The organism is Bordetella genomosp. 10, from assembly GCF_002261225.1.
In the GTDB taxonomy this organism is placed as follows: domain Bacteria; phylum Pseudomonadota; class Gammaproteobacteria; order Burkholderiales; family Burkholderiaceae_B; genus Bordetella_C.
This window is the reverse complement of record NZ_NEVM01000002.1, coordinates 621,655-643,489: the sequence shown is the minus strand read 5'-3', so window position 1 is coordinate 643,489 and position 21,835 is coordinate 621,655. Positions and strand designations below refer to the sequence as shown.

The 21,835-nt window shown below is 69.1% G+C and carries 19 protein-coding genes; 9 read left to right on the top strand and 10 right to left on the bottom strand.

Features of this window, described 5'->3' with window-relative positions; genetic code table 11:
* Nucleotides 1–5: 5 nt before the first annotated feature.
* Nucleotides 6–473, bottom strand: coding sequence for a MarR family winged helix-turn-helix transcriptional regulator (locus CAL29_RS12280; protein ID WP_094853304.1), 468 nt, complete (start codon nucleotides 471–473; stop codon nucleotides 6–8).
* A gap of 254 nt (nucleotides 474–727) precedes the next feature.
* Here CAL29_RS12280 and CAL29_RS12275 point away from each other — a divergent pair, with 254 nt between their 5' ends.
* From CAL29_RS12275 to CAL29_RS12265, 3 genes are all read left to right on the top strand, one after another.
* On the top strand, nucleotides 728–2,038 hold the full coding sequence (locus CAL29_RS12275) for an MATE family efflux transporter (protein WP_094854041.1): 1,311 nt from the start codon (nucleotides 728–730) through the stop codon (nucleotides 2,036–2,038).
* A gap of 85 nt (nucleotides 2,039–2,123) precedes the next feature.
* Nucleotides 2,124–2,888, top strand: a complete 765-nt coding sequence (locus tag CAL29_RS12270) for an SDR family NAD(P)-dependent oxidoreductase (protein ID WP_094853303.1) — start codon at nucleotides 2,124–2,126, stop codon at nucleotides 2,886–2,888.
* A 91-nt stretch (nucleotides 2,889–2,979) separates the two neighbouring features.
* Nucleotides 2,980–3,828 (top strand): nitroreductase family protein, encoded by an 849-nt coding sequence (locus CAL29_RS12265; RefSeq protein ID WP_094853302.1) that lies wholly within the window; start codon nucleotides 2,980–2,982, stop codon nucleotides 3,826–3,828.
* 58 nt (nucleotides 3,829–3,886) lie between these two features.
* Here the strand turns inward: CAL29_RS12265 and CAL29_RS12260 are convergent, their stop codons facing one another.
* Complete coding sequence (locus CAL29_RS12260; protein ID WP_094853301.1) at nucleotides 3,887–5,101, bottom strand: MFS transporter; 1,215 nt, start codon at nucleotides 5,099–5,101, stop codon at nucleotides 3,887–3,889.
* A gap of 128 nt (nucleotides 5,102–5,229) precedes the next feature.
* Nucleotides 5,230–6,138, bottom strand: a complete 909-nt coding sequence (locus tag CAL29_RS12255) for a LysR substrate-binding domain-containing protein (protein ID WP_094853300.1) — start codon at nucleotides 6,136–6,138, stop codon at nucleotides 5,230–5,232.
* Between the two features lie 124 nt (nucleotides 6,139–6,262).
* On the opposite strand from CAL29_RS12255, the gene CAL29_RS12250 reads away from it, so the two are divergent.
* The 4 genes from CAL29_RS12250 (at nucleotide 6,263) to CAL29_RS12235 (ending at nucleotide 11,477) form a co-directional block, all read left to right on the top strand.
* On the top strand, nucleotides 6,263–7,156 hold the full coding sequence (locus tag CAL29_RS12250) for an aldo/keto reductase family oxidoreductase (protein WP_094853299.1): 894 nt from the start codon (nucleotides 6,263–6,265) through the stop codon (nucleotides 7,154–7,156).
* A gap of 157 nt (nucleotides 7,157–7,313) precedes the next feature.
* Nucleotides 7,314–7,838, top strand: a complete 525-nt coding sequence (locus CAL29_RS12245) for a sigma-70 family RNA polymerase sigma factor (protein WP_094853298.1) — start codon at nucleotides 7,314–7,316, stop codon at nucleotides 7,836–7,838.
* Between the two features lie 2 nt (nucleotides 7,839–7,840).
* Nucleotides 7,841–8,851, top strand: coding sequence for a FecR domain-containing protein (locus tag CAL29_RS12240; RefSeq protein WP_094853297.1), 1,011 nt, complete (start codon nucleotides 7,841–7,843; stop codon nucleotides 8,849–8,851).
* Nucleotides 8,852–9,014: 163 nt separating this feature from the next.
* A complete protein-coding gene (locus CAL29_RS12235; RefSeq protein ID WP_256977404.1) occupies nucleotides 9,015–11,477 on the top strand; it encodes a TonB-dependent receptor in 2,463 nt (820 codons plus the stop codon).
* A 68-nt stretch (nucleotides 11,478–11,545) separates the two neighbouring features.
* On the opposite strand, the gene CAL29_RS12230 is transcribed toward CAL29_RS12235, so the two are convergent.
* On the bottom strand, nucleotides 11,546–12,259 hold the full coding sequence (locus tag CAL29_RS12230) for an MgtC/SapB family protein (protein ID WP_218831844.1): 714 nt from the start codon (nucleotides 12,257–12,259) through the stop codon (nucleotides 11,546–11,548).
* 223 nt (nucleotides 12,260–12,482) lie between these two features.
* Between CAL29_RS12230 and CAL29_RS12225 the strand changes: the two genes are divergently transcribed.
* Entirely contained in the window at nucleotides 12,483–13,376 is an 894-nt protein-coding gene (locus CAL29_RS12225) for an SDR family oxidoreductase (protein ID WP_094853296.1), read from the top strand.
* A 39-nt stretch (nucleotides 13,377–13,415) separates the two neighbouring features.
* Here the strand turns inward: CAL29_RS12225 and CAL29_RS12220 are convergent, their stop codons facing one another.
* Together CAL29_RS12220 and CAL29_RS12215 are read right to left on the bottom strand one after the other, a co-directional pair.
* Nucleotides 13,416–14,579, bottom strand: coding sequence for an acyl-CoA dehydrogenase family protein (locus CAL29_RS12220; protein ID WP_094853295.1), 1,164 nt, complete (start codon nucleotides 14,577–14,579; stop codon nucleotides 13,416–13,418).
* Between the two features lie 221 nt (nucleotides 14,580–14,800).
* Entirely contained in the window at nucleotides 14,801–16,486 is a 1,686-nt protein-coding gene (locus tag CAL29_RS12215) for a thiamine pyrophosphate-binding protein (RefSeq protein WP_094853294.1), read from the bottom strand.
* Nucleotides 16,487–16,859: 373 nt separating this feature from the next.
* Between CAL29_RS12215 and CAL29_RS12210 the strand changes: the two genes are divergently transcribed.
* Nucleotides 16,860–17,561 carry an IclR family transcriptional regulator gene (locus CAL29_RS12210; protein ID WP_256977403.1) on the top strand — a complete coding sequence of 234 codons (702 nt, stop codon included), beginning with the start codon at nucleotides 16,860–16,862 and terminating at the stop codon, nucleotides 17,559–17,561.
* Nucleotides 17,562–17,708: 147 nt separating this feature from the next.
* Here CAL29_RS12210 and CAL29_RS12205 read toward each other — a convergent pair whose 3' ends face one another.
* From CAL29_RS12205 to CAL29_RS12190, 4 genes are all read right to left on the bottom strand, one after another.
* Complete coding sequence (locus CAL29_RS12205; RefSeq protein WP_094854038.1) at nucleotides 17,709–18,344, bottom strand: glutathione S-transferase; 636 nt, start codon at nucleotides 18,342–18,344, stop codon at nucleotides 17,709–17,711.
* Nucleotides 18,345–18,527: 183 nt separating this feature from the next.
* On the bottom strand, nucleotides 18,528–19,775 hold the full coding sequence (locus CAL29_RS12200) for an arabinose transporter (protein WP_094854037.1): 1,248 nt from the start codon (nucleotides 19,773–19,775) through the stop codon (nucleotides 18,528–18,530).
* A gap of 381 nt (nucleotides 19,776–20,156) precedes the next feature.
* On the bottom strand, nucleotides 20,157–21,005 hold the full coding sequence (locus CAL29_RS12195) for a DUF817 domain-containing protein (RefSeq protein WP_094853293.1): 849 nt from the start codon (nucleotides 21,003–21,005) through the stop codon (nucleotides 20,157–20,159).
* Between the two features lie 87 nt (nucleotides 21,006–21,092).
* Complete coding sequence (locus CAL29_RS12190) at nucleotides 21,093–21,791, bottom strand: glutamine amidotransferase (RefSeq protein ID WP_094853292.1); 699 nt, start codon at nucleotides 21,789–21,791, stop codon at nucleotides 21,093–21,095.
* Nucleotides 21,792–21,835 lie beyond the last annotated feature (44 nt).

The following is a 21,835-nucleotide window of genomic DNA, read 5'->3' as shown; positions in this document are numbered from 1 at the left end:
CTGCGTCATGCCCGGTTGAACGCCTCGGCGAATTCGTCCGAGAAGATGTCCGCCAGCGACTGGCGCAAGGCCGCCGCGCGTTCGGCGCCATAGACCGCCTCGAAACGGCCCTGCGCCTTGCGCCACAGCAGGTTGGACTCGGCCAGCTTGGCCTTGCCGCGCGGCGTCAGCGCGACGCGGCGGCTGCGGCCGTCGCGTTCGTCGCGCTTCTGGACCAGGTAGCCGTCGCGCTCCAGCGGCTTCAGGCTGCGCGCCAGCGCGGACAGGTCCAGCACCATGGCATGAGCCAGTTCCGACGGCGTGGGCTCGTTGCCCCGGTCGATGTGCAGGAGCACGGAGCGCTGGACGATGGTCAGGCCGCACGGCGCCAGCACCGCGTCGTAAAGCTGGGTGAGCCGGCGCGTGGCCTTGCGCAGCGCGGCGCCGTTGCAGACGAGAGGGTCCTTGATGCGCGATACGGGCGGCCGAGGCATGTCGATCTCCAGGGAAGCGTCTACTTTAACGCACCTTGACGATTACTGGCATATGCAAGTACATTTGCCGAAATACTTGCATATGCCAGTAATCATATGCCAGCTCATATGCCCGCATATGCCAGTAATGTTCGCCGGTGAGCAGAATACGCCGGCAAGCGATGCGCCAGTCCGTCAACGAGGCCTCCATGCCGTCTTCCTCCGCCCCCGCCCTTCCCGCCACGCCCGCGCTCGCCAATGCGCGCCTGCGCGGCATGCTGGAGGCGCCGATCGCCTCGACGCTGGCCCGCATGGGCTGGCCCAACCTGCTGATGATGCTGGCGCAGTCTTCCACGGGCCTGGTGGAGATGTGGTTCCTCGCCAAGCTGGGCACCGACGCGCTGGCTGGCGTCGCGGTCGTGATTCCCATTCTGATGCTGATGCAGAACATGTCGCAAGGCGCCATGGGCGGCGGCATCTCCTCGGCCATCTCGCGCGCGCTCGGCGCCGGCGACGGCGCCCTGGCCGATTCGCAGGCGCGCCATGCCGTGGTGCTGAACGCGCTGGTGGGCATCGCCTTCACCGTGGTGTTCCTGTCGCTGGACGGCATGCTGTTCCAGCGCCTGGGCGCCACCGGCCCCGCGCTGGAATACGCCAGGACGTACGGGCGCGTCTTCTTCGCCGGCCTGCCCCTGATGTGGACCATGAACGCGCTGGCCAGCGTGGTGCGCGGCACGGGCAACATGCTGGTGCCCGGCGCGGTCATCTGCGGCGGCGCATTCCTGCTGATTCCGGCGGCCGGCGCGCTGATCTTCGGCGTCGGCCCCCTGCCCGCGCTGGGCGTGGCCGGCGGCGCCTGGGCCCTGGTGGCCTACTACGGCGCGGGCACGCTGGTGCTGGGCTGGTACTGCGCCAGCGGCCGCAACCTGGCGCGCCTGCGCCGCGGGCCGCTGCACTGGGCGCCCATGCGCAACATCCTGGCGGTCGGCGGCATCGCCTGCCTGAATCCGGTGCTGACCAACGGCCTCATCGCCATCACCACCGCCATCGTCAGCGCCTTTGCCGGCACGCAGGCGCTGGCCGGCTATGCGACGGCGGCGCGCCTGGAGTACCTGGTCATCCCCATCGCCTTCGGCCTGGGCGCGCCCATGGTGGCGCTGGTCGGCGCCAACCTGGGCGCGGGCCAGCCCGAACGGGCGCGCCGCATCGCGCTGACCGGCGGCGCGATGGCGTTCACGCTGGCCGAGATCGTCGGCCTGCTCGCGGCGATCTGGCCCGAGGCCTGGCTGCGCCTGTTCGGCGCCGACCCGCTGATGCTGGAAACCGGCGCGCGCTACCTGCGCATCGTCGGCCCCTGCTTCGGATTCTTCGCGCTGGGCTTTTCCCTGTACTTCGCGTCCCAGGGCGCGCGGCGGCTGAAATGGCCCTTGCTGGCGGGCGCGTTGCGGCTGGCGCTCTTCGCCGGCGCCGGCGGCGCCGCGCTGTTCCTCACCGGTTCGCTGACGGCCTTCTTCGCCGCCGGCGCCATCGCCATGGCGGTGTATGGCCTGTGCATTTTCCAGTCGGTCCGGGCCTGGCGGGGCTGAGCGCAAGCGGTTGCCGCGCCGGACCCAGCCAGGGACCTGCTACGCTCCCGCTCATCTCCCTTACCTTATCGAGGAAGCGCCAGCCATGACCCTGCACACCCAGCCCAGCACCGCCGATCGTCCCGTCGCGCTCGTCACGGGGTCGACGTCCGGCATCGGCGCCGCCATCGCGCGGCGGCTTGCCGCCGAGGGCTATGCGCTGGTGCTCCACTCGCGCGGCTCGGTCGACGCCGGCACGGCGCTGGCGCAGGAGCTGGGCCACGCGGTCTACGTCCAGGCCGACCTGGCGGACGACGACCAGCGCGCCCGGCTGGTGCGCGAAAGCGTGGCCGCCTGGGGCCGGCTCGACGTGCTGGTCAACAACGCCGGCATCAGCCGCGTCATCCCGCATGGCGACCTGGCGGCCGCGACGCCGGCGGTGTGGCATGAGCTTTACGAGGTGAACGTCGTCGCCCCCTTCCGGCTGGTGACCGAGGCGGAGTCCGCCTTGCGCGCCGCCGCGGGCCGGGGCCGTCCGGCCTGCGTGGTGAACATCAGTTCGCACGCGGGCGTGCGGCCCAAGGGCGCTTCCATCCCCTACGCCGCCACCAAGGCGGCCTTGAACCACGTGACGCGCCTGCTGGCGCTGACGCTGGCGCCCGACATCCGGGTCAACGCCGTCGCGCCGGGCCTGGTCGATACGCCGCTGACGGCCGACTGGACCGAGGCGCAGCGCTTGTGGAAGGAACGCTCGCCCATGCGGCGCGCGGCCCGACCCGAGGACATCGCGCAGACGGTGGCGATGCTGGCCGCGTCGGATTACCTGACCGGCGAAGTGCTGCTGTCGGACGGCGGCCTGAACCTGCTCTGAACGCCTGGAATCGACGAATGCTAATACCCCCGTTCCATAAGCGCCGCCCCTAGAATACGGACTCCCATCACGACCTATCGCGAATGACGAGATGACCGTTTCGAAGCCAGCCGCCACCCCCTCCCCCGCCGTCAGGGCGCTGCTGGCCGACCGCTACGGCGCCGAAGCCGGCGGCGCCTATCCGGTCATCGACAATCCGACCATACGCCTGGCGCTGGGCCACCGCTCCGTGCGGGCCTTCGCGCCGACGCCGTTGGCTCCCGAGGTGCTGCCCACGCTGGTCGCGGCGGCGCAATCGGCATCGACATCCTCCAATCTGCAAGTGTGGAGCGTGATCGCGGTCCGGGATCCTGTCCACAAGGCGCGTCTGGCCGTCGGCACGCGCAACGAGGGCTTTGTGCGCCAGGCGCCCCTGTTCCTCGTCTGGCTGGCCGATTTCGCCCACGCCCGCCAGGTATCCGGGCAGCGCGGGACGGAGATCGACGGCGGCGATTTCGTCGAATCCATCGTCCTGGCGTCGGTGGAAGCAGGCCTGGCGGCGCAGAACGCCGTGCTGGCCGCGGAGTCGCTGGGGCTGGGCGCGGTGTATGTCGGCGCGATACGCAGCCACGTCCGGACGCTGGCGGCCGATCTCAAGCTGCCGCCGCATGTATTCCCCGTGTTCGGCACCGCCGTCGGCCATGTCGACGAAGCCGTCCCACATCACGTCAAGCCCCGCCTGCCCCAGGCCGCCGTGCTGCATCATGAGCATTACGATGGCGGCGGACAGCTCGATGCCGTGGAAATCTACGATCGCGCCCTGGATGCGTTCTGGAAAAAGCAGTCGATCGAACATCCTTCGTGGACCGATCACATCCTCAATCGCCTTAAGGCCAATCCGGCCGATCAACGCTACGACCTGCGCGCCATCCTGAACGAATTGGGTTTCCTGTTGCGTTGACCGGCCGGGCGGACGGGACGCCGCGCCACGGCGCATGCGTCCCGGAGCCGCCTGCCCGTCAGCGCCCCCGGCCGCGCATGTCCGCCAACGCCCAGGCATGGATGCCCAGGCCGGCGAGCGCCAGCAGGCTGCCCACCCATCCCGTCGACGACCAGCCCAGGCCCGCGTCGATGGCCAGGCCGCCCAGCCAGGCGCCCAGGGCATTGGCGATGTTGAAGGCCGAATGGTTCAAGGCGGCGGCCAGCGTCTGCGCGTCGCCGGCGACGTCCATCAGGCGCGTCTGCAAGGTCGCCGCCAGCGCCACCACCGTGCCGATGAGGAGCACGTTCAGCGGCCCCAGGAAGGGGCTGTGGGCGGACACGTAGAACGCGCCCATCACCACCGCCGCCCAGATCAGCACGTAGCGGATGGTCCGCTCCATGTTCCGGTCCGCGAAGCGCGAGCCCATCAGGTTGCCGGTCACCATGCCCAGGCCGAACAGCGCCAGCACCACCGGCACCACGGCCTCGGGCATGTGCGCCAGCTCCGTCATCGTGGGCTTGATGTAGCTGAAGACCGTGAAGATGCCGCCCGAGCCGATGGCGCCGATGCCCAGCGTCAGCACCACCTGCTTGTTGCGCAGGGCGCCCAGTTCGCGCAAGGGGCTGGCGCGCTTGTCGCCCGGCGCATAAGGCACCCAGCGCCACACCGAATAGGCCGTCAGCAAGCCGATGGCGCCGACGATGGCGAAGGCCGAGCGCCAACCCAGCATCTGCCCGATCGCGGCCGCGATGGGGACGCCCACCAGGGTCGCGATGGTCAGGCCGAGCAGCACCATGGCCACCGCCTGCGCGCGCCGGTGCGGCGGCACCAGCCCGGCCGCGACCAGGGCCGCGACGCCGAAATACGTGCCGTGCGGAAAACCGGTCGCGAAACGCGCCAGCGCCATGGAGCCGAAACCGGGCGCCATCGCGCTGAGGAAATTGCCCAGCGCGAAGACCAGCATCAGGCCGATCAGGAACGTGCGGCGCGCCCACCGCGCGCCCAGCACCGCCAGCAGGGGCGCGCCGATCACCACGCCCAGGGCGTAGATGCTGATGAGATGGCCGGCCTGCGGAATGGTGATCTCCAGGTCGCGCGCCGCGTCCGGCAGCAGACCCATGATGACGAATTCGCCGGTGCCGATGCCGAAGCCGCCGACGCCCAGGGCGAACAGCGCGCGGCGGGTTTCGGCGGGAGAAAGCGCAATGGAAGCAGGGGCGCGGCCGTCGGCCACGCCAGGAGAGATGGACATAGGGATGTGAATCGAGAACGGCGGAGGTGAACGACGTCGTTCGCCGGGTCCCCGCGACGGACGCATGCGGCAACGACAGGACGCTATGGTAACTCCGGAAGATGACAGCCGCCCGGGGCCGCCGGCGGCTATGCCGCGTCGTTGGCCGCCTTGACGAAATCGACGAAGGCCTTCAGGGGCGCGGGCATGAAGCGCCGGCCGGAGTAGTACAGAAAAGGCCCCCGAAACGCCAGCCACCAGGGTTCGAGGACGGGCGCCAGCGCCCCGCTGTCCAGGTGCGGCCGCAGCCATTGCTCGAACAGATAAACGATGCCGCTGCCGCCGACGGCCGCGTCGACGGCGAGGTCGATGCCGCCGCCGATCAAAACCACCAGCGGTCCGGCCGCGTCGATGCGCACGGTCTCGCCGTCGCGCTCGAACTCCCAGGCCGCCATGTTGCCGCTGGGAAAACGGCCGCGCAGGCAGGCATGGTTCATCAGATCGCGCGGATGCGCCGGGCTGCCGCGCCGGGCGAGATAGGCGGGCGCGGCAGCCGCGGCCATGCGTTGCCGGCGCGGTCCGATCGGCACGGCGATCATGTCCTGCTCCAGCCGCTCGCCGTAGCGTATGCCCGCGTCGCAGCCCTGCGCCAGGATGTCGACGAAGCTTTCCTCGGCCACCACGTCGAGCCGGATGTCTGGATAAGCGGCCAGGAAAGGCGAAACGATGGCGGGCAGCACCAGCCGCGCCACGCTGACCGGCACGTTCAGCCGCAGCGTCCCGGCCGGCCGGTCGCGAAAGCCGTTGACCGCGTCCAGCGCGGACTGCATTTCGGCGAGGGCGGGCTCCAGCCGCGTCAGCAGTTCCCGGCCCGCTTCCGTCAGCGACACGCTGCGGGTGGTCCGGTGCAGCAGCCGCACCCCCATCTGCGCCTCCAGGCGGCGTATCGCGTCGCTCAGGCGGGACGCGCTGGTGTCGTGCGCCCGCGCGGCGTCGCGAAAACCACCGGCACCCGCCACGGCGGCGAAGGCGCTGAGATCGTTGAGGTCGGTCTTCACTGTTCTATTTTCCGTACAGCCCATACGAATTGTACGGGATTATCAACGGCCGCCAGACTGTTTATCTTGTCCGCAGACGTGGCGTCTTTCCGGCGTCCCGGGTTCATCCTCAAGGAGCTTCCCTATGTCCCGAAACGAATATCCCCGCCGTTTCCCGCTGGCCGGCCGCGACGTGAACCGCCTCGGCTACGGCGCGATGCAACTGGCCGGCCCCGGCGTCTTCGGTCCGCCCAAGGACAAACAAGCCGCCCTGGCGGTGCTGCGCGCGGCCGTCGAGGCCGGCGTCGACCACATCGACACCAGCGATTTCTACGGTCCGCACATCACCAACCAGTTGATCCGCGAGGCCCTGGCGCCCTACCCCGGCCACCTGCGCATCGTCACCAAGATCGGCGCGCGCCGCGGCGACGACGCGTCATGGCAGCCGGCCTTCTCGGCCGAGGCGCTGACCGCCGCGGTCCACGACAACCTGCGCAACCTGGGCGTGGACGCGCTGGAGGTGGTCAACCTGCGCCTGATGTTCGATGTGCACGGGCCGGCCGAAGGCTCGATCGAGGCGCCGCTGTCGGTCCTGGCCGAATTGCAGCAGAAAGGCCTGGTCCGCCACATCGGCCTGAGCAACGCCACCGCGCGCCAGATCGAGCAAGGACGCGGCATCTGCGAAATCGTCTGCGTGCAGAACCAATACAACCTGGCGCATCGCGGCGACGACGCCCTGATCGACGCGCTGGCGCGCGACGGCGTGGCCTACGTGCCCTTCTTCCCGCTCGGCGGCTTCAGCCCGCTGCAGTCAGGCATCCTGTCCCGCGTGGCCACGCGGCTGGACGCCACGCCCATGCAGATCGCGTTGGCGTGGCTGCTGCGGCGCTCACCCAACATCCTGCTGATTCCCGGCACCTCGTCCGTCGCGCACCTGCGGGAGAACCTGGCCAGCGGCGACATCGACCTGCCGGACGACGCGATGGCGGAGCTGGAGGGGATCGCGCAGGAAGCCGGGGATGACCGGCCCGAGGCTTGACGGCCCGAAGATGCATGGCCGGAAGATGCACGGCCCGAAAAAGGATGGACCGAAAATGGATGGCCGGCATTGCGCGACACGGAGGACTTCAGCTATAAACGATAACCATTCCTATCTATTCTGAATTGGGCGCGTCCGCCGCGCCCGGATCCGTCCGATGTCCGCCGCCGTTCCTCCCGCGCAGCAAGACCTGCGCGCCCTCTACAGCGATCACCACGGCTGGCTGCTGGGGTGGCTGCGCCGCCGGCTGGGCAACGCCGCCGATGCCGCCGACCTGGCGCACGACGCCTTTCTGCGCCTGATCGTCAGGCCGGCGCCGGACGGCTTTGCCAGCGCCGGCGCCGCGCGCGCCTATCTGCGCACCATGGCCCAAGGGCTGTGCACGGATCTCTGGCGCCGCCGGGAAGTGGAGCACGCCTGGCTGGAAAGCCTGGCGGCCCAGCCCGCTTCCCATACGCCCTCGCCGGAGCACCGCGCGCTGGTCATCGAGACCTTGATGGAGGTCGGCGAGTTGCTGGGCCGCCTGCCGGAAAAGGTGCGCGCCGCCTTCATCCAGGCCCAGATACACGGGCTGTCCACCCGCGAGATCGCCAGCCACATGGGCGTGTCGCCGCGCATGGTGCAGAAGTACCTGGCCCAGGCCATGCTGCATCTGGCGTCGATCGATGCCGGCCTGGGCTAGCCATGGCGACGACGCCCCGGCCGGCGCTGGCCGAAGGTCCCACGGTGCAGGCGGACTATGAAAGCCTGAAGGCGGCGGCCGAATGGTATGCGGCCTTGCAGGACGCCGACGCCGGTCCGCGGCAGCGCGACGCCTGGCAGCGCTGGCTGGACGAGCGGCCGGAACACCGCCAGGCCTGGTCGCATGTCGAGGCGGTCAGCCGGCGCTTCGCGCCCTTGCGCGCCGACGGCGAGCGCGATGCCGCCGAAAAAGCGGCGCGGGTGGCCTCCCGCCCCTCGACGTCCCGCCGGGAAGCGGCCCGCCGCGTCCTTGCGCTGGGCGGCCTGGGCGTTCTCGGCTTGCTGGCTTGGCGGCTCACTCCCCTGCCCGCCATCGTCACGGCCTGGCGCGCCGACTACGCCACCGGCATCGGGGAACAGCGCGAGATCGTGCTGGCCGACGGCACCCGCGTCTGGCTCAACACCCGCAGCGCCATCGACGTCGACTTCGACGGCGAGCGCCGGCTGCTGACGCTGGCCATGGGCGAAATCCTTATCGACACCGCCAAGGATGCGCAACATCGCCCCTTCTTCGTCGATACCCGGTTCGGGCGGCTGCAGGCCCTGGGCACCCGCTTCACGGTGCGGCAGGCCGACGACGACGCCTTGCTGGCCGTCTATGAAGGCCAGGTCCGCATCCGCGACCTGGCCGGCCACGACGCGCTGGTCGCGGCCGGGGAACAAAGGCGTTTCGACGCCGGCGGCATCGCGTCGGCGGCCGCGGCCGATCCGGCGCGCGAGGCCTGGTCGCGCGGGGTGGTCCTGGCGGAGAACCTGCCCCTTGCCGAACTCGTCGCCGAGCTGGGGCGTTATCACGCGGGCCACATCGGCGTCGACCCGCGTATCGCGGAACTCCGCGTGGTCGGCCGCTATCCGGCCGCCGACGTCGATCGCACCCTGGCCATGATCGAGCGGGACCTGCCGGTGCGCGTCGAACGGACGCTGCCCTGGTGGGTGACGCTCGAACCCAGGTAACCGGTTCGCTTTTCCGCGCCTCGTCCGATTAACAGGGAAAGAGGACGCCGCGGACCGAAGACGCGCCGTTCGGCCACGCCGACCACGGTGTGCCGGCCGGCGCCGCCCCTGCGCATGCGGTGGACCTCTCCTTGCCTCCCTCCCTTCCAAGGAAAGCCGTTCCATGCGTCGCCCGCCACGCCGTGCCTATCCGGCAATGCCCGCCTTCACGTTTCCCCGCTCCCACGCCTTGACCCGCGCGCTGCCGCATGCCGTGCTCGGCATGGCCGTGATGGCCGGCCTGGCAGCCGCCCCCCTCGCCGCCCACGCGGAAACCGCCGCGCCTGCCGCGGCCGCCCCCTTCTTCGATGTCCCGGCCGGTCCCTTGGCCGGCGCCTTGAGCCGCTTTGCCGACCAGGCCAACATCCTGCTCAGCGTGCCCGCCGACATGGCGGCCGGCAAGACCAGCCCCGGCGTGCACGGCGCCCAGACCGTGGAGCAGGCCTTTCGCGCGCTGCTGGGCGGGACGGGGCTGGAGCCCGTGCGCCAGGCCGACGGCAGTTACTCGCTGCGGCGCGCGCCGGCGGCGGCCGACACCACGCTGCCCACCGTCTCGGTCAGCGGCGCCGCCGTCCCGGCGACCACCGCTCCGTATGCCGGGGGCCAGGTGGCGCGCGGCGCGCGCATAGGCATGCTCGGCGACAAGGGCATCATGGACACGCCCTTCAACGTGACCAGCTACACCGCGCAGACGATCGCCAACCAGCAGGCCACCAGCCTGGCGGACGTGCTGAACAACGATCCGTCGGTGCGCAGCACATGGCCCCAGGGCAGCTATACCGATCTTTTCTATATCCGCGGCTTCCCCGTCTCCTCCAGCGACGTCTCACTGGACGGCCTGTACGGCGTGCTGCCCTACCAACTGGTGAATCCGGATTTCGCCGAACGCGTGGAGATCCTGAAAGGGCCGTCCGCCCTGCTCAACGGCATACCGCCCACCGGCGCCATCGGCGGCGCCATCAATATCTCGCCCAAGCGCGCGACCGACGAGCCCATCGCCTCCGTGACGGCCAGCTATGCCTCGAACACCCAGTTCGGCACCCACGTCGATCTCGGGCGCCGCTTCGGCGACGACAATCGCTGGGGCCTGCGCTTCAACGGCACCATGCGCGGCGGCGATACGGCCATCGACCACCAGCACCAGAGCCTGGGCGACGCCGTCCTGGGCCTGGACTACCGGGGCGATCGCCTGCGCGTCTCGGCCGACCTCGGCTACCAGCGCGAGCATGCCGACGCCCCCACGCAACCCGTCTACCTCGCCGCCGGCGTGAAAGTGCCGTCCGCGCCCAAGGGGTCGAGCAATATCGCGGCCCCGTGGAGCGCCTGGCGCAGCGAAGACACCTTCGGCGCCCTGCGCGCCGAATACGACGTCACGCCCGACCTGACGGTCTTCGCCGCCGCGGGTTCGCGCGAAAACCGGTCCTCGACGCTGGCGACGCAGCCCACCATCACCTCGTCCGACGGCGCGATGACCAATACCCCTTATCAATTCCCCGGCAAGTTCAAGACCCGCACCGCGCAGGCCGGCGTGCGCGGCAGCCTGGACACGGGCTTCGTCCACCACGACTACACCGTGAGCGCGTCCACCCTGCGCCAGCAGGCCTACAGCTCGCTGTTCCTCGCCTCGTCCTCCATCGCCACCGATCTCTACGATCCCGATTGGGGCGGCGAACCCGCCTTTCCCGGCCTTTCCAGCCAGCGGCCGCGCGTGTCCCGCACCACGCTGTCCGGCGTGGCGGCGGCGGACACCCTGTCCGTGCTGGACGAGCGGATCCAGTTGACGGTGGGCGTGCGCAAGCAATGGATCGCGACGCGCTCGTACGACCGCGCGACGCAGGCGGTCACCGCGAAGTACGACCAGGACGCGTATTCGCCGGCCTTCGGCCTGGTGGTCAAGCCCATCGACAACGTTTCCCTGTACGCGAACTACATACAGGGCCTGCAGGCCGGATCGACCGCGCCCGGGACCGCGGCCAATGCCGGCGCGGTCTTCCCGCCCTACAAGTCCAGGCAATACGAGGCGGGCGTGAAGGTCGACTTCGGCAAGTTCACCGCTACCGTCAGCGCCTTCCAGATCACCCAGCCCAGCGCCATTACCGACCCGTCCACCCTCGTCTATAGCGTCGATGGCCGGCAGCGCAACCGCGGCCTGGAGTTCAATACCTTCGGCGAAATCGCGTCCGGCGTGCGGGTATTGGGCGGCCTGACGCTGATGGACGCCAAGCTCACCCGCACCGCGTCCGACGCCACGCAGGGCAAGAAGGCGATGGGCGTGCCGGACGTGCAGCTCAATCTCGGCGGGGAATGGGACTTGCCCTTCATCCCGGGCCTGGCGCTGTCGGCGCGCGCGATCTATACCTCCTCGCAATACGCCGACAATACGAACACGCAGAAGCTGCCGGACTGGACGCGCTTCGATGTCGGCGCGCGCTATACGTTCACGCGCAGCAACGGCAAGCCCGTCATCCTGCGCGCGAACGTCCTGAACGTCACCAACCGGAACTACTGGGCCGGGACGTCGGCCACCTACGGCCTGGTGCGGGGCGCGCCGCGCACGGTCATGCTGTCGGCCCAGTTCGGTTTCTGACGCGGACCGCGGCGCGGCCGGCCTGGCGCCGCGGAGGTCGCCGTGACGCGTTGCATCCGGCGCCCTGCCTAGCGCACTTCCTCGCTGGTCAGGTCGAAGGTCTTGACGTCGTAGTGCGAGCGGAGCAGTTTCAGCCATTCGATGGACATGTCCTGCCGCTGCCGCTGGCGCCAGCAGATGCGGAAGTCGTATTCGACGTCGGCGGCGCCGGCGATGCGTTGCTGGCGGTCGAAATGGGCTTGGCCGTCTCGTTGCCGCACCAGCCGCGGGAAACGCTGCAGGACATCGTCTTCGCCTCTGGCGACGAGCGTCACGCGCGCCCAGCGCTCGTGCGGGATGGACAGGTCGACGCGCTTCAGCATCCACAGGGTCAGCACCGCCAGCACCGTCGCGCATATGCCCAGGAGCCACTGGCCGCCGCCGAAGCACAGGCCGATGACGGTGACCACCCACAGCGTGGCGGCCGTGGTGACGCCGGTCACCAGGTCGCCTTTCCTCAGGATCGCGCCGCCGCCGATGAAGCCGACACCGGTGAGGATGCCCAGCGGCAGGCGCATCAGGTCCATGACGGCGAAGGAGGACGGCGTCTTGCCGGACAAGGGCAGCAATATATTGGCCTGCAGCATGGCCACGGCGGCGGTCAGGCAGACGAGCATGGTGGTGCGCAGGCCGGCGGCGTGGCCGCGCGCCTCGCGATTGAAGCCGATCACCGCGCCCGCCAGCATGGTCAGCAGCAGGCGCAGGGCGATGTCGGGCCAGGTGGGCGTAAGAGGCATGTTCATGGAGGCACCGTCCGCGGATGGGCTGAGGGACCCCGGACGCCGGCGCCCGGGGCGCGGATCCCCAGCAATCGCCATTCCCTGCGGCGGCGCCGTGGCAGGACGGCGCGGGCAAGGGCCGCCGCGCTCATCCTGTTAGCGTTTATACCCCTATAACGTCACTACTTTTTCCGGCGCACATTTGGGCCGACAGTAACGCCGTCCGCATCGAACCAGGAGAACGACCATGCGTGTCTTCGTTACCGGCGCCACCGGCTTCATCGGCTCGGCCGTCGTCAAGGAACTCATCGGCAACGGCCACGACGTGCTGGGGCTGACGCGATCCGATGCCGGCGCCCGGGCGCTCGCCGCCGCGGGGGCCCAGGCGCATCGCGGCGACCTCGAGGACCTGGACAGCCTGCGCGCCGGCGCCGCCGGGGCCGACGGCGTCATCCACTGCGCCTTCGACCACGATTTCTCGAACTTCGTGGCCAATTGCGAAAAAGACCAGCGCGCCATCGAGGCCCTGGGCAGCGCGCTGCGCGGCTCGGACCGCCCCCTCGTCATCACCTCCGGCACCGCCATGGGCAATCCCGCGCCCGGCCAGCCCGCGACGGAAGACGTCTTCGATGCCGGGCATGCGAACCCGCGCAGGCTGTCGGAACTGGCCGGCGCGGCGCTGGCCGCGGACGGGGTCAACGTCGCGGTCATGCGCCTGCCCCAGGTCCACGACCCGGTCAAGCAGGGCCTGATCACCTATGCCGTGGGCATCGCCCGGGAAAAAGGCGTCTCCGCGTACGTCGGCGCGGGCCTGAACCGCTACCCCGCCGCGCACGTGCTGGACGTCGCGCGCCTCTACCGGCTCGCGGTCGAAAAGGGCCAGCCGGGCGCCCGCTATCACGCCGTCGCCGAGGAAGGCGTGTCCTTCCGCGAGATCGCCGAGGTCATCGGGCGCGTGCTGAAGCTGCCCACCGTCTCGATCGCGCCGGAGGCGGCGCAGGCGCATTTCGGCTGGATGGCGATGTTCGCCGGCCTGGACATGCCGGCCTCCAGCGCCAGGACGCAGGCGGCGCTGGGCTGGCGTCCGACCGGCCCCAAGCTGCTCGCCGACCTCGCGCAATTGCGCCTGGAAGCGGCCTGAGGCGTTGCCGCGGCGCGGGGGCCGGGGTCGGATCTGGAGCTAGTACGACTTCGGCAGGCCCAGCGCCTTTTCCGCAATGAAGCTCATGATCATCTGCGGGCTCACCGGCGCCAGGCGCGGAATCCACGCCTCGCGCAGATAGCGCTCGACGTGGTATTCCTTCGCGTAGCCCATGCCGCCATGCGTGAAGATGGCGTTCTCGCACGCCGTGTAGCAGGCCTCCGCGCCCAGGAACTTGGCGCTGTTGGCCTCCGCGCCGCAAGGCTCCTTCTGGTCGTACAGCCAGGCCGCCTTCTGCACCATGAGGTGCGCGGCTTCCAGCTCCATCCACGAGCGCGCCAGCGGATGCTGGATCCCCTGGTTCTTGCCGATCGGGCGGTCGAACACCTCGCGCTCGTTGGCGTACTTGGCGGCGCGGCGCAAGGCCGCCCGGCCCAGGCCGACGGCCTCCGAGGCGATGAGAATGCGCTCCGGGTTCAGGCCGTGCAGGATATAGCTGAAGCCCTTGCCCTCCTCGCCGATGCGGTCCTCGACCGGAATGCGCAGGTTGTCGATGAACAACTGGTTCGAATCCACGCACTTGCGGCCCATCTTCTCTATCTCGTGGACCTCGACGGCGCTGCGGTCCAGGTCGGTGTAGAACAGGCTCAGCCCTTCGCTGCCCTTGCATTCCTCGACGGGCTTGGTGCGCGCCAGCAGCAGGATCTTGTTGGCCACCTGCGCGGTCGAGATCCACACCTTCTGCCCCGTGACGACGTAGTGGTCGCCGTTGCGCACGGCGCGGGTCTTCAGCTTCAGGGTGTTCAGGCCGGTATTCGGCTCGGTGACGCCGAAGCAGGCCTTGTCCTTGCCCGCGATCAGCGGCGGCAGCCACCGCTGCTTCTGCGCTTCGTTCCCGAAGACGACCACCGGGTGCAGGCCGAAGATGTTCATGTGCACCGCCGAGGCGCCGGACAGGCCGGCGCCGGTCGCGGCGATGGTGTGCATCATCAAGGCCGCCTCGGTGATGCCCAGCCCCGCGCCGCCGTATTCCTGCGGCATGGCGATGCCCAGCCAGCCGGCCTGGGCCAGTGCCTGGTGGAATTCGACGGGAAAGCCGCCTTCCTTGTCCCTCTTGAACCAGTAGTCGTCGTCGAAGGGCTCGCACAAGCGTTCGATGGCTGCCTTGATCTGCTCTTGGTCGTCGCTCAGACGGAAATCCATTGCTGCATCCTGCTGATTTGAGTGTTGAAAAAAATGCCCCCACGCCGCGCGGCTGCGCCGCTTGCTGCCCCCCGAGGGGGCGCTTTTCATCTTGGGAGCGGCCCGGCGATGAAAAATGCCCCCACGCCGCGCGGCTGCGCCGCTTGCTACCCCCCGAAGGGGGCGCTTTTCATCTTGAGAGCGGCCCGGCGATGAAAAAATCCGCGCCCGCGGGGGCCGGTTCAATGGCGAACGATTCTCCGCGCCTTGGCGGCGTCGATCATCGCCGAATAGGGGTAATAAGGTGGAAACGGCCCGATGGCGTGCATATCGACTTCCACCAGCGTCGGGCCCCGGGTGCCTATCGCCTGCCGCGCCGTGGCGCCGAAATCCTCCGCGCGGCTCACGCGCCAGGCGGGGATGCCGGCGAGTCCGGCCAGCTTCAGCAGGTCCGGCGCGAGCAGGGTGCTGTGCGCGTAGCGGCCCTCGCACATCGCGTCCTGCATGTGCTTGATGACGCCGTAGCCGCCGTCGTTCATGACGATGATCACGATATCGGCCGACTCCTGCACGGCCGTCCACAGTTCGGTCATGTTGAAGAAGAAGCCGCCGTCTCCCGTCAGCGCCACCACCTTGCGGCCCTTCTCGCCGATGGCCGCGCCGATGCCCAGTTGCAGCCCCTGCCCGATGCCGGCGCCGACGGGATAGATGTTCTGCCGCTGGTCGTGCAGCGGAAAAAGACGGTGCCCCCAGGTGCTGTTGCTCAGCGTGATGTCGCGCGCGAACACGGCGTCGGCGGGCATGGCGGCGCGTAGCTGGGCCGCGAAGCCGGCATAGGGCCCCAGGGTCTGCTTGAAGTCCTCGATGGCGCGCGGCTTGGCGTCGCGCACGGCCCGGGTGAAGGCGGGATCGACCTGCGGGGGCTGTTCGCGCAGGCGGTCGAGCAACCGCCGCAAGGTCACGGCCGCGGCGCCGTGCACGAAAAGCTCGCACGGATAGCCGCGCGCCTGCGCCGCGGGGTCGGCGTCTATCCTGGCGCGATGGGCGGGCAGCTTCAGCTTGTGATCCAGCGTCTCGTGTCCCCGCAGCCGCGACCCGACGACCAGCAGCAGGTCGGCCTGTTCGTACAGCGCCTCGACGGCGGGACTGCCCGGCCCGTTCATCCCGCCCAGGTTGGCGGGATGATCGTCGCTGACCGCGCCGTGCCCGTTCCAGCTCGTGACCATCCCCATGCCCATGTCGAGCAGCGCGGCCAGTTCCTTGCCGGCGTCGCGGGCGCCGCCGCCGGCCCAGATCATGGGACGGCGCGCGGCGCGGAGGGCGCGCGCCAGGCGGTCCACGTCGTCTTCGGCGGGTTGCGCGACGGGCGCCGCCGGCGCCCGCCAGGCCCGCGCGTCCGCCGGCCGATCGACCGGGCTGCGCTGGATATCGATGGGAATCTCGACGCTGACCGGACCGGCCGGCGCGGTCAGCGCCTCCGTCCATGCCTGCTTGAGGACGTCCAGCGCCTCATCGGCGGCATGCACCCGATAGGCCTTCTTGCTGACGGCGCCGAGCATGCCCAGTTGATCCGGGACGTCATGCACCGCCCCGGTGTCGCGGCCGATGTGCGCGGTGGCGCTCTGCCCCGTGATGTGCAGCAGGGGCGTGCCGGCGAATCTTGCCTCGACCAGGCCGGGCACGGCATTCGACGCCCCGGGCCCGGTGCTGCTGATGACCACCCCGACCTTGCCGCCGGCCCGCGCCAGCCCGTCGGCCATATGCGCGGCGCCGGTCTCGCCGCGCGTCATCACCATGCGGATCGTCTTGTTCAGCGTCAGGCCGTCCATGATGGGGATGTTGTGGACGGAGATGATGCCGAAAACGGTGTCGACACCGTTATGCGCAAGAAAGTCCGCCACCAGATGGCCAACCAGGTATTTCGACATCCGACCGCTCCCTCAGTATCAGTATTGGCGCAGGTTGGCGCGTTCGGCGTCGCGGCAGCGGCCACCTTCTCGAGCCACCCATGCATTGCCGTCTCCTCGATATGATTTTTCCCGGCCGCGCTCTCCGGCGTGGTGCCCGGCTTGTCGTCCCGCTTCGGGCGCGAAAAAATATATCACACGAAATTCTCTAATATGAATAATTATTCATGAGGGTGAATTTCTATAAACTTGTGTCCGGGCTGCGGTGGCTGCCGGCAAGGCTGATATGCTGGCCGCCCGCCGGTGCCGTGTCCCGAAATACGAATTGCGGGACGCCCTGTCGAAGCCGGCGCGCGCCGGCGCTGTTTGCTGTCCTAATTTTCAGGATCGGATCATGTCGGAAGTGAAACTCGTCGCCCGCACCCTCGATCTGTTCGAGTGCTACGCGCGCCAGGGCGAGGCCTTGTCCCTGACGGAGCTCTCACAGGCGCTCGGCGCGCCCATGTCCAGCACCCTGGCGCTGGTCCGCACCCTGGTGGCGCGCGGCTACCTGTACCAGACGCGCAAGCGCACCTATTACCCGACGAAGAAGCTGATGGGCATCTGCTCGGCCATCGATACGCAGGATCCCGTCCTCGACATCCTGCGGCCCTACCTGGCGCGGCTGCGGGATGAAAGCGGTGAAACCGCGGTATTGGGAACGCGCGAGGAATCGCAGGTCATCTACCTGGACTGCGCGCACTCGCTCCAGGCCATCCGCTACACGGCCCAGGCCGGCGAGGCCCGCGCCCTGCATTCGAACTCCCTGGGCAAGGCCTTGCTGTCCGCCCTGGGCGAGGAGGAATTGGAGAGCGTCCTGGACAAGCTGGAAATGAAGGCCCTCACCGACAAGACGCTGACCGGCAAGAAAGCCCTGCTCAAGGACCTGGCGCTGTCGCGCGAGCGCGGCTGGGCGGCGAATATCGCGGAGAGCGTCGCCGACCTGGCGGCCATCGCCGCGCCCCCTTTTCCATGGGCGGAAAGGGCTATGCCCTGTCCATCGTGGGGCCGATCGCCCGCATGCAGGCGTCCTGGGACCGGCACGTGGCCGTCCTGACCCGCGTGGTGCGGGAGCTGGCGCGGCGCCAGGCCATCGAGGATATCTGATCTCCGGGGCAGGCGCCGCCGCGCGCGGACGACTCGGCCCCGGACTTAGCGGGGCCGAAGGCGTACGGAAAACCCAGGATGAGACTCCAGGCGGAACTCAGGACGTATAGGGCGCGGCCTTGAACGGTTCCTGCGCTTCCGCCAGCGCCGACCAGGCGGCCTGCAGCGGATAGTCCGCGGGGTCGATCAGTCCCGGCAGCATCCGCTGGGTGAAGTGCCAGGCCACGGCGACGCTGACGCCGTCCAGCTCCACGGGCGCCACGCCCGCCTTCTTCGCCCAGACCAGGGGCGAGTCGCGCAAATCGCCCTCGATCTCGTCGAAGGCCGCCCTCAACTGGCTCTCGACCCGGTCTATCCAGGGCTGGTGCCGCTTATCCTCGGGGCGCAGATTGTTCTCGTAGGCGATCTGCACCGCCTTCTCGCAGGCCACCAGGGCCAGGCCGGTCAAGCGCAGGACGGGCAGCCGGGACTCCGGATCCTCGGGGACCAGCCGCCGCGCCTCGGGAACCAGCGTCTCCAGGTATTGCAGGATCAGCGACGAATCCGTCAGCACCTGCCCGTCCCCGGTCACCAGCGTGGGGGCCTTCACCACCGGGTTGATGGCCTTGAAGGCGTCGTACCCGCGAAATACCGAAATCGCACGGTGGACATAGGGCAGTCCCATGATCTGCATGGAAATGGCGACCCGCCTGACGTAGGGCGAGTCCAGCATACCTATCAGTTCGAATTTCATCGCGTGCGTATGCTCCATAAGAATCCGCCTCGCCGTGCTCCCCCATGGGAAGGAAAGCGAGGCCCCCGGCGGGGCGACGTCCCAGATATTCGCACAAAATCCGATATGCGCATCCTGCATCCGGGACGGCCGTGCCTGGCGGGCGCGAGCCCGTTTCAGTCCGGGCCGATCGGTCCGGCCAGATCAGGCATGGCGCGCTTCCCGCACTTTCGCCGTCAACAAGGACAAGGCGGCCAGGAAGGACAGGCCGACCGCGGCGGCCGACGCCAGGTAGACCGTGCCGATGCCGTAGGCGCCCGCCAGCGCGCCGGCCAGCGGACTGGTGACGCCCAGGGAGATGTCCAGGAACGCCACGTAGGCGCCCATGGCCAGGCCGCGGGTCTGCGGCGGCGCGCGGCGCACCGCCTCGACGCCGAAGCCGGGAAAGGCCAGCGAATAGCCGAACCCCGTCAACGCCGCGCCCAGATAGGCGACGGCGGACGTATCGGCGCCCCAGATCGCCAGTTGGCCGACGGCTTCGATGAGCACGCACACCAACGCCACGCGCGCCCCGCCGATCTTGTCGGGCAGGTGCCCGAAGAAGATGCGCGCGCCGATGAAGGCCACGCCGAAGGTCGTGAAGGCCAGCGAGGCGTCGCCCCATTCGCGGGCGGCGAACAGGAGCGAGATGAAGGCGGTGATGACGCCGAAGCCCACGCTGGACAAGGCCAGGCCCACGCCGGGCTGCCACACGGCGCCCAGCACCTTGTAGAACGGCATGCGCCGGTGGGAGGTGGGCGCGACGGCCCTGGCCGGCACGATGACGGCCAGGGCCAGCAGCGGAATGAGCACCGTGCCGGCGCCGATGCCGGCGAAGCCGCAATAACCGTTCGTGGCCACGCCCAGCGGCGCGCCCAGGGCGAAGGCGCCATACATAGCGATGCCGTTCCAGGCCATGACCTTGCCGGCGTTTTGAGGTCCCACCAGGCCGATGCCCCAGCCCATCGCGCCGGTGACGATGAGGCTTTCGCCGAGCGCGAGCAGCATGCGGCCCGCCACCAGTATCCACACGGACAACGCCGGCTGCGCCACGAAGGCGAGCGAGACCAGATAGGCCAGGCCGGAGGCGGATGCCGTCAGCAGCCCGGTGGCGACGGCCCGCTTGGCGCCGCGCATGTCGGCGAAATTGCCGGCCCAGGAGCGCGACAGCAGCGCCGCGGCGAATTGCGCGCCGACCACCAGGCCGACGACCAGCGTCCCCATGCCCAGCGTCTCGTGCAGGTGCAAGGGCAATACCGGCAGTTGCATGCCGATGGTGAGGAAGCCGATGAAGACGGCCAGGGTAATGGGCAGGAGCGTCAGGGCCACGCCGGCGCCGGCAGGCGCGTGCGCGGCGCGCGCCGCGGCATGCCGCGCGGTATGCGGCGAGTCTTGCGAGGGTTTGCGGATCATGTCGTCGGAAATGCGAAAAGGAAGGAGGAAAAGCCCGGGCGCGCCCGGACGGCGATCCGCCGCCATGGCGCCCTCCCCGCTCGCGAGCCCGGGGATTTGCGCCAAATGCGACGAATTCGTCGTAAAAAATAATACGAATAATTCGTCGCATTTCCTATTCGCATTGGCGGATGCTGCTTGCGCCGCCGCCCATTCACGGCTTTTCCCCGGGAAAAAGCCGCCCGAAGACGCCCGCGCCCAAGTGGATCGCGGGCATGGACCGGAACGCTACTCAGGTTTCAGGACGGGCGGATGCCGCTTCCCCCTTCCCCCGTCCCATATTTTCGAAACGCCCCGGCGCCGTCACGGATCACCGCGCCCCGGACACCGGCCGGGAAAATCTCAATCGCGCGCCACGTGCACGTGGGACTTGATGTGCTTGAGATTGATCACGATGGTGAAGGTCATGATGACCAGCAGCGACCATGAGCTCCATTTGCCCAGGTGGACGGCCGACCAGGCGCCCAGTTGGTTCGGATAGGCCCACAGCTTGAAGAAGGTGCTGATGTTCTCCGCCAGCCAGAGGAAGAAGCCGATCAGGACGAAGGCCGCCAGCAAAGGCATGCGGCGTTGCGCGTGCAGCGGCCGGAAAATCACCGTGGTCCGGGCATACAGGCCCACGGCGCAGGCGGTGATGAACCAGCGGTAGTCGCCGATGTAGTGATGCGTGAAGAAGTTGACGTAGATCGCGATGGCGATCAGCCAGGACATCCAGAACGGCGGATGATGCCGGATGCGCAAATCGAACAAGCGCCAGGCCTGGATGATGTAGCTGCCCACCGCCGCGTACATGAAGCCCGAGAACAGCGGCACGCCGAACAGTTTGGTGTAGGCGAAATCCGGATAGCTCCACGACGGCACGCCGCGCGAGGTCTTGAAAACCTCCAGCACGAAACCCACCACGTGGAACAGGCAGATGGCCTTCAGTTCGTCGACGGTCTCCAGGCGCGCCCACAGCATCCAGGCCTGGATGGCCAGGGCATAGATAAGCAGCAGGTCGTAGCGGGGGATGCCCAGTGCGCCGCCGCGCGGCATCAGGAAGACGCCGGCGAAGAACAGGCCCGCGAACAGGCAGGCGCGGGCCTCCTTGACGCCGAAGTAGAGAAACTCCACCGATACCCGCCGCCAGGCCGCGCCCAGGGGCGGCGCGGCGGGCTGCGTCAACACGCGGTCCAGGGATTGCAGGCTCATTTCTTGTTATTGGGATCTTGTTATTGGGATCTTGTTATTCGAACAGTCGCATGCCGGCCGTCGCGGCCGCCGTGATGCCAGGAAGGCCTACCCCAGGCGCGCCAGCCACGCGGCCAGCACGCCGCGCGCGGCGTCGGCGAGCGCCGGGCCGTATTTCGCCGCGTCGGCGCGGATCGTCCGCGGATCGATCCCGCGCGCGGCCAATTCGTGCGCATGCCCGATCAGCCAGCGTTCGATCTGCCGGTCGTCGGCTTCCAGGTGGAATTGCAATCCCAGGATATGCGGACCGATGGCGAACGCCTGGTTCGGAAATCCCGGCGTCTGGGCCAGGCGCGTCGCGCCGTTGGGAATGCCGAACTGGTCTCCGTGCCAATGCAGCACCGGCGTCGCGCCCAGGCCGCCGAGCACGGAGCGCTGGCCGTCCTCGGTGAGTTCCAGCGGGGCGTAGCCGATCTCCGCGCGCCCCGTGGCGCTCACCTCGGCGCCCAGCGCGCCGGCCATCAATTGCGCGCCCAGGCAGATGCCCAGGGTCGGCTTGTACTGCCGCAGGCGCGCGGCGATGGCCTCCCGTTCGGCCTGCAGGAAGGGATACCGGTCCGTCTCGTACACGCCTATCGGTCCGCCCAGGACGATCACCAGGTCCGGCCGGGTCAGCGTATCCACGTCCAGCGCGTCCACGCCCGCTTCGAGATAGCGCACGGCGTAGCCGCGCTCGGCCAGCAACGGCCCGAAAACCCCCAGGTCCTCGAAGGCGACGTGGCGTATGGCCAAGGCCGTTTTACTCATACCGTTTCACTCATGAGTTGCACTCCATTCAAATCCGTAAATCC

Excerpts from the sequence above, each read along its gene's own strand:
- CAL29_RS12280 (WP_094853304.1), bottom strand. The coding sequence starts at position 473 with ATGCCTCGGCCGCCCGTATCGCGCATCAAGGACCCTCTCGTCTGCAAC.
- CAL29_RS12275 (WP_094854041.1), top strand. The coding sequence starts at position 728 with ATGCTGGAGGCGCCGATCGCCTCGACGCTGGCCCGCATGGGCTGGCCC.
- CAL29_RS12270 (WP_094853303.1), top strand. The coding sequence starts at position 2,124 with ATGACCCTGCACACCCAGCCCAGCACCGCCGATCGTCCCGTCGCGCTC.
- CAL29_RS12265 (WP_094853302.1), top strand. The coding sequence starts at position 2,980 with ATGACCGTTTCGAAGCCAGCCGCCACCCCCTCCCCCGCCGTCAGGGCG.
- CAL29_RS12260 (WP_094853301.1), bottom strand. The coding sequence starts at position 5,101 with ATGTCCATCTCTCCTGGCGTGGCCGACGGCCGCGCCCCTGCTTCCATT.
- CAL29_RS12250 (WP_094853299.1), top strand. The coding sequence starts at position 6,263 with ATGTCCCGAAACGAATATCCCCGCCGTTTCCCGCTGGCCGGCCGCGAC.
- CAL29_RS12245 (WP_094853298.1), top strand. The coding sequence starts at position 7,314 with ATGTCCGCCGCCGTTCCTCCCGCGCAGCAAGACCTGCGCGCCCTCTAC.
- CAL29_RS12240 (WP_094853297.1), top strand. The coding sequence starts at position 7,841 with ATGGCGACGACGCCCCGGCCGGCGCTGGCCGAAGGTCCCACGGTGCAG.
- CAL29_RS12235 (WP_256977404.1), top strand. The coding sequence starts at position 9,015 with ATGCGTCGCCCGCCACGCCGTGCCTATCCGGCAATGCCCGCCTTCACG.
- CAL29_RS12230 (WP_218831844.1), bottom strand. The coding sequence starts at position 12,259 with ATGAACATGCCTCTTACGCCCACCTGGCCCGACATCGCCCTGCGCCTG.
- CAL29_RS12225 (WP_094853296.1), top strand. The coding sequence starts at position 12,483 with ATGCGTGTCTTCGTTACCGGCGCCACCGGCTTCATCGGCTCGGCCGTC.
- CAL29_RS12220 (WP_094853295.1), bottom strand. The coding sequence starts at position 14,579 with ATGGATTTCCGTCTGAGCGACGACCAAGAGCAGATCAAGGCAGCCATC.
- CAL29_RS12215 (WP_094853294.1), bottom strand. The coding sequence starts at position 16,486 with ATGTCGAAATACCTGGTTGGCCATCTGGTGGCGGACTTTCTTGCGCAT.
- CAL29_RS12210 (WP_256977403.1), top strand. The coding sequence starts at position 16,860 with ATGTCGGAAGTGAAACTCGTCGCCCGCACCCTCGATCTGTTCGAGTGC.
- CAL29_RS12205 (WP_094854038.1), bottom strand. The coding sequence starts at position 18,344 with ATGAAATTCGAACTGATAGGTATGCTGGACTCGCCCTACGTCAGGCGG.
- CAL29_RS12200 (WP_094854037.1), bottom strand. The coding sequence starts at position 19,775 with ATGATCCGCAAACCCTCGCAAGACTCGCCGCATACCGCGCGGCATGCC.
- CAL29_RS12195 (WP_094853293.1), bottom strand. The coding sequence starts at position 21,005 with ATGAGCCTGCAATCCCTGGACCGCGTGTTGACGCAGCCCGCCGCGCCG.
- CAL29_RS12190 (WP_094853292.1), bottom strand. The coding sequence starts at position 21,791 with ATGAGTAAAACGGCCTTGGCCATACGCCACGTCGCCTTCGAGGACCTG.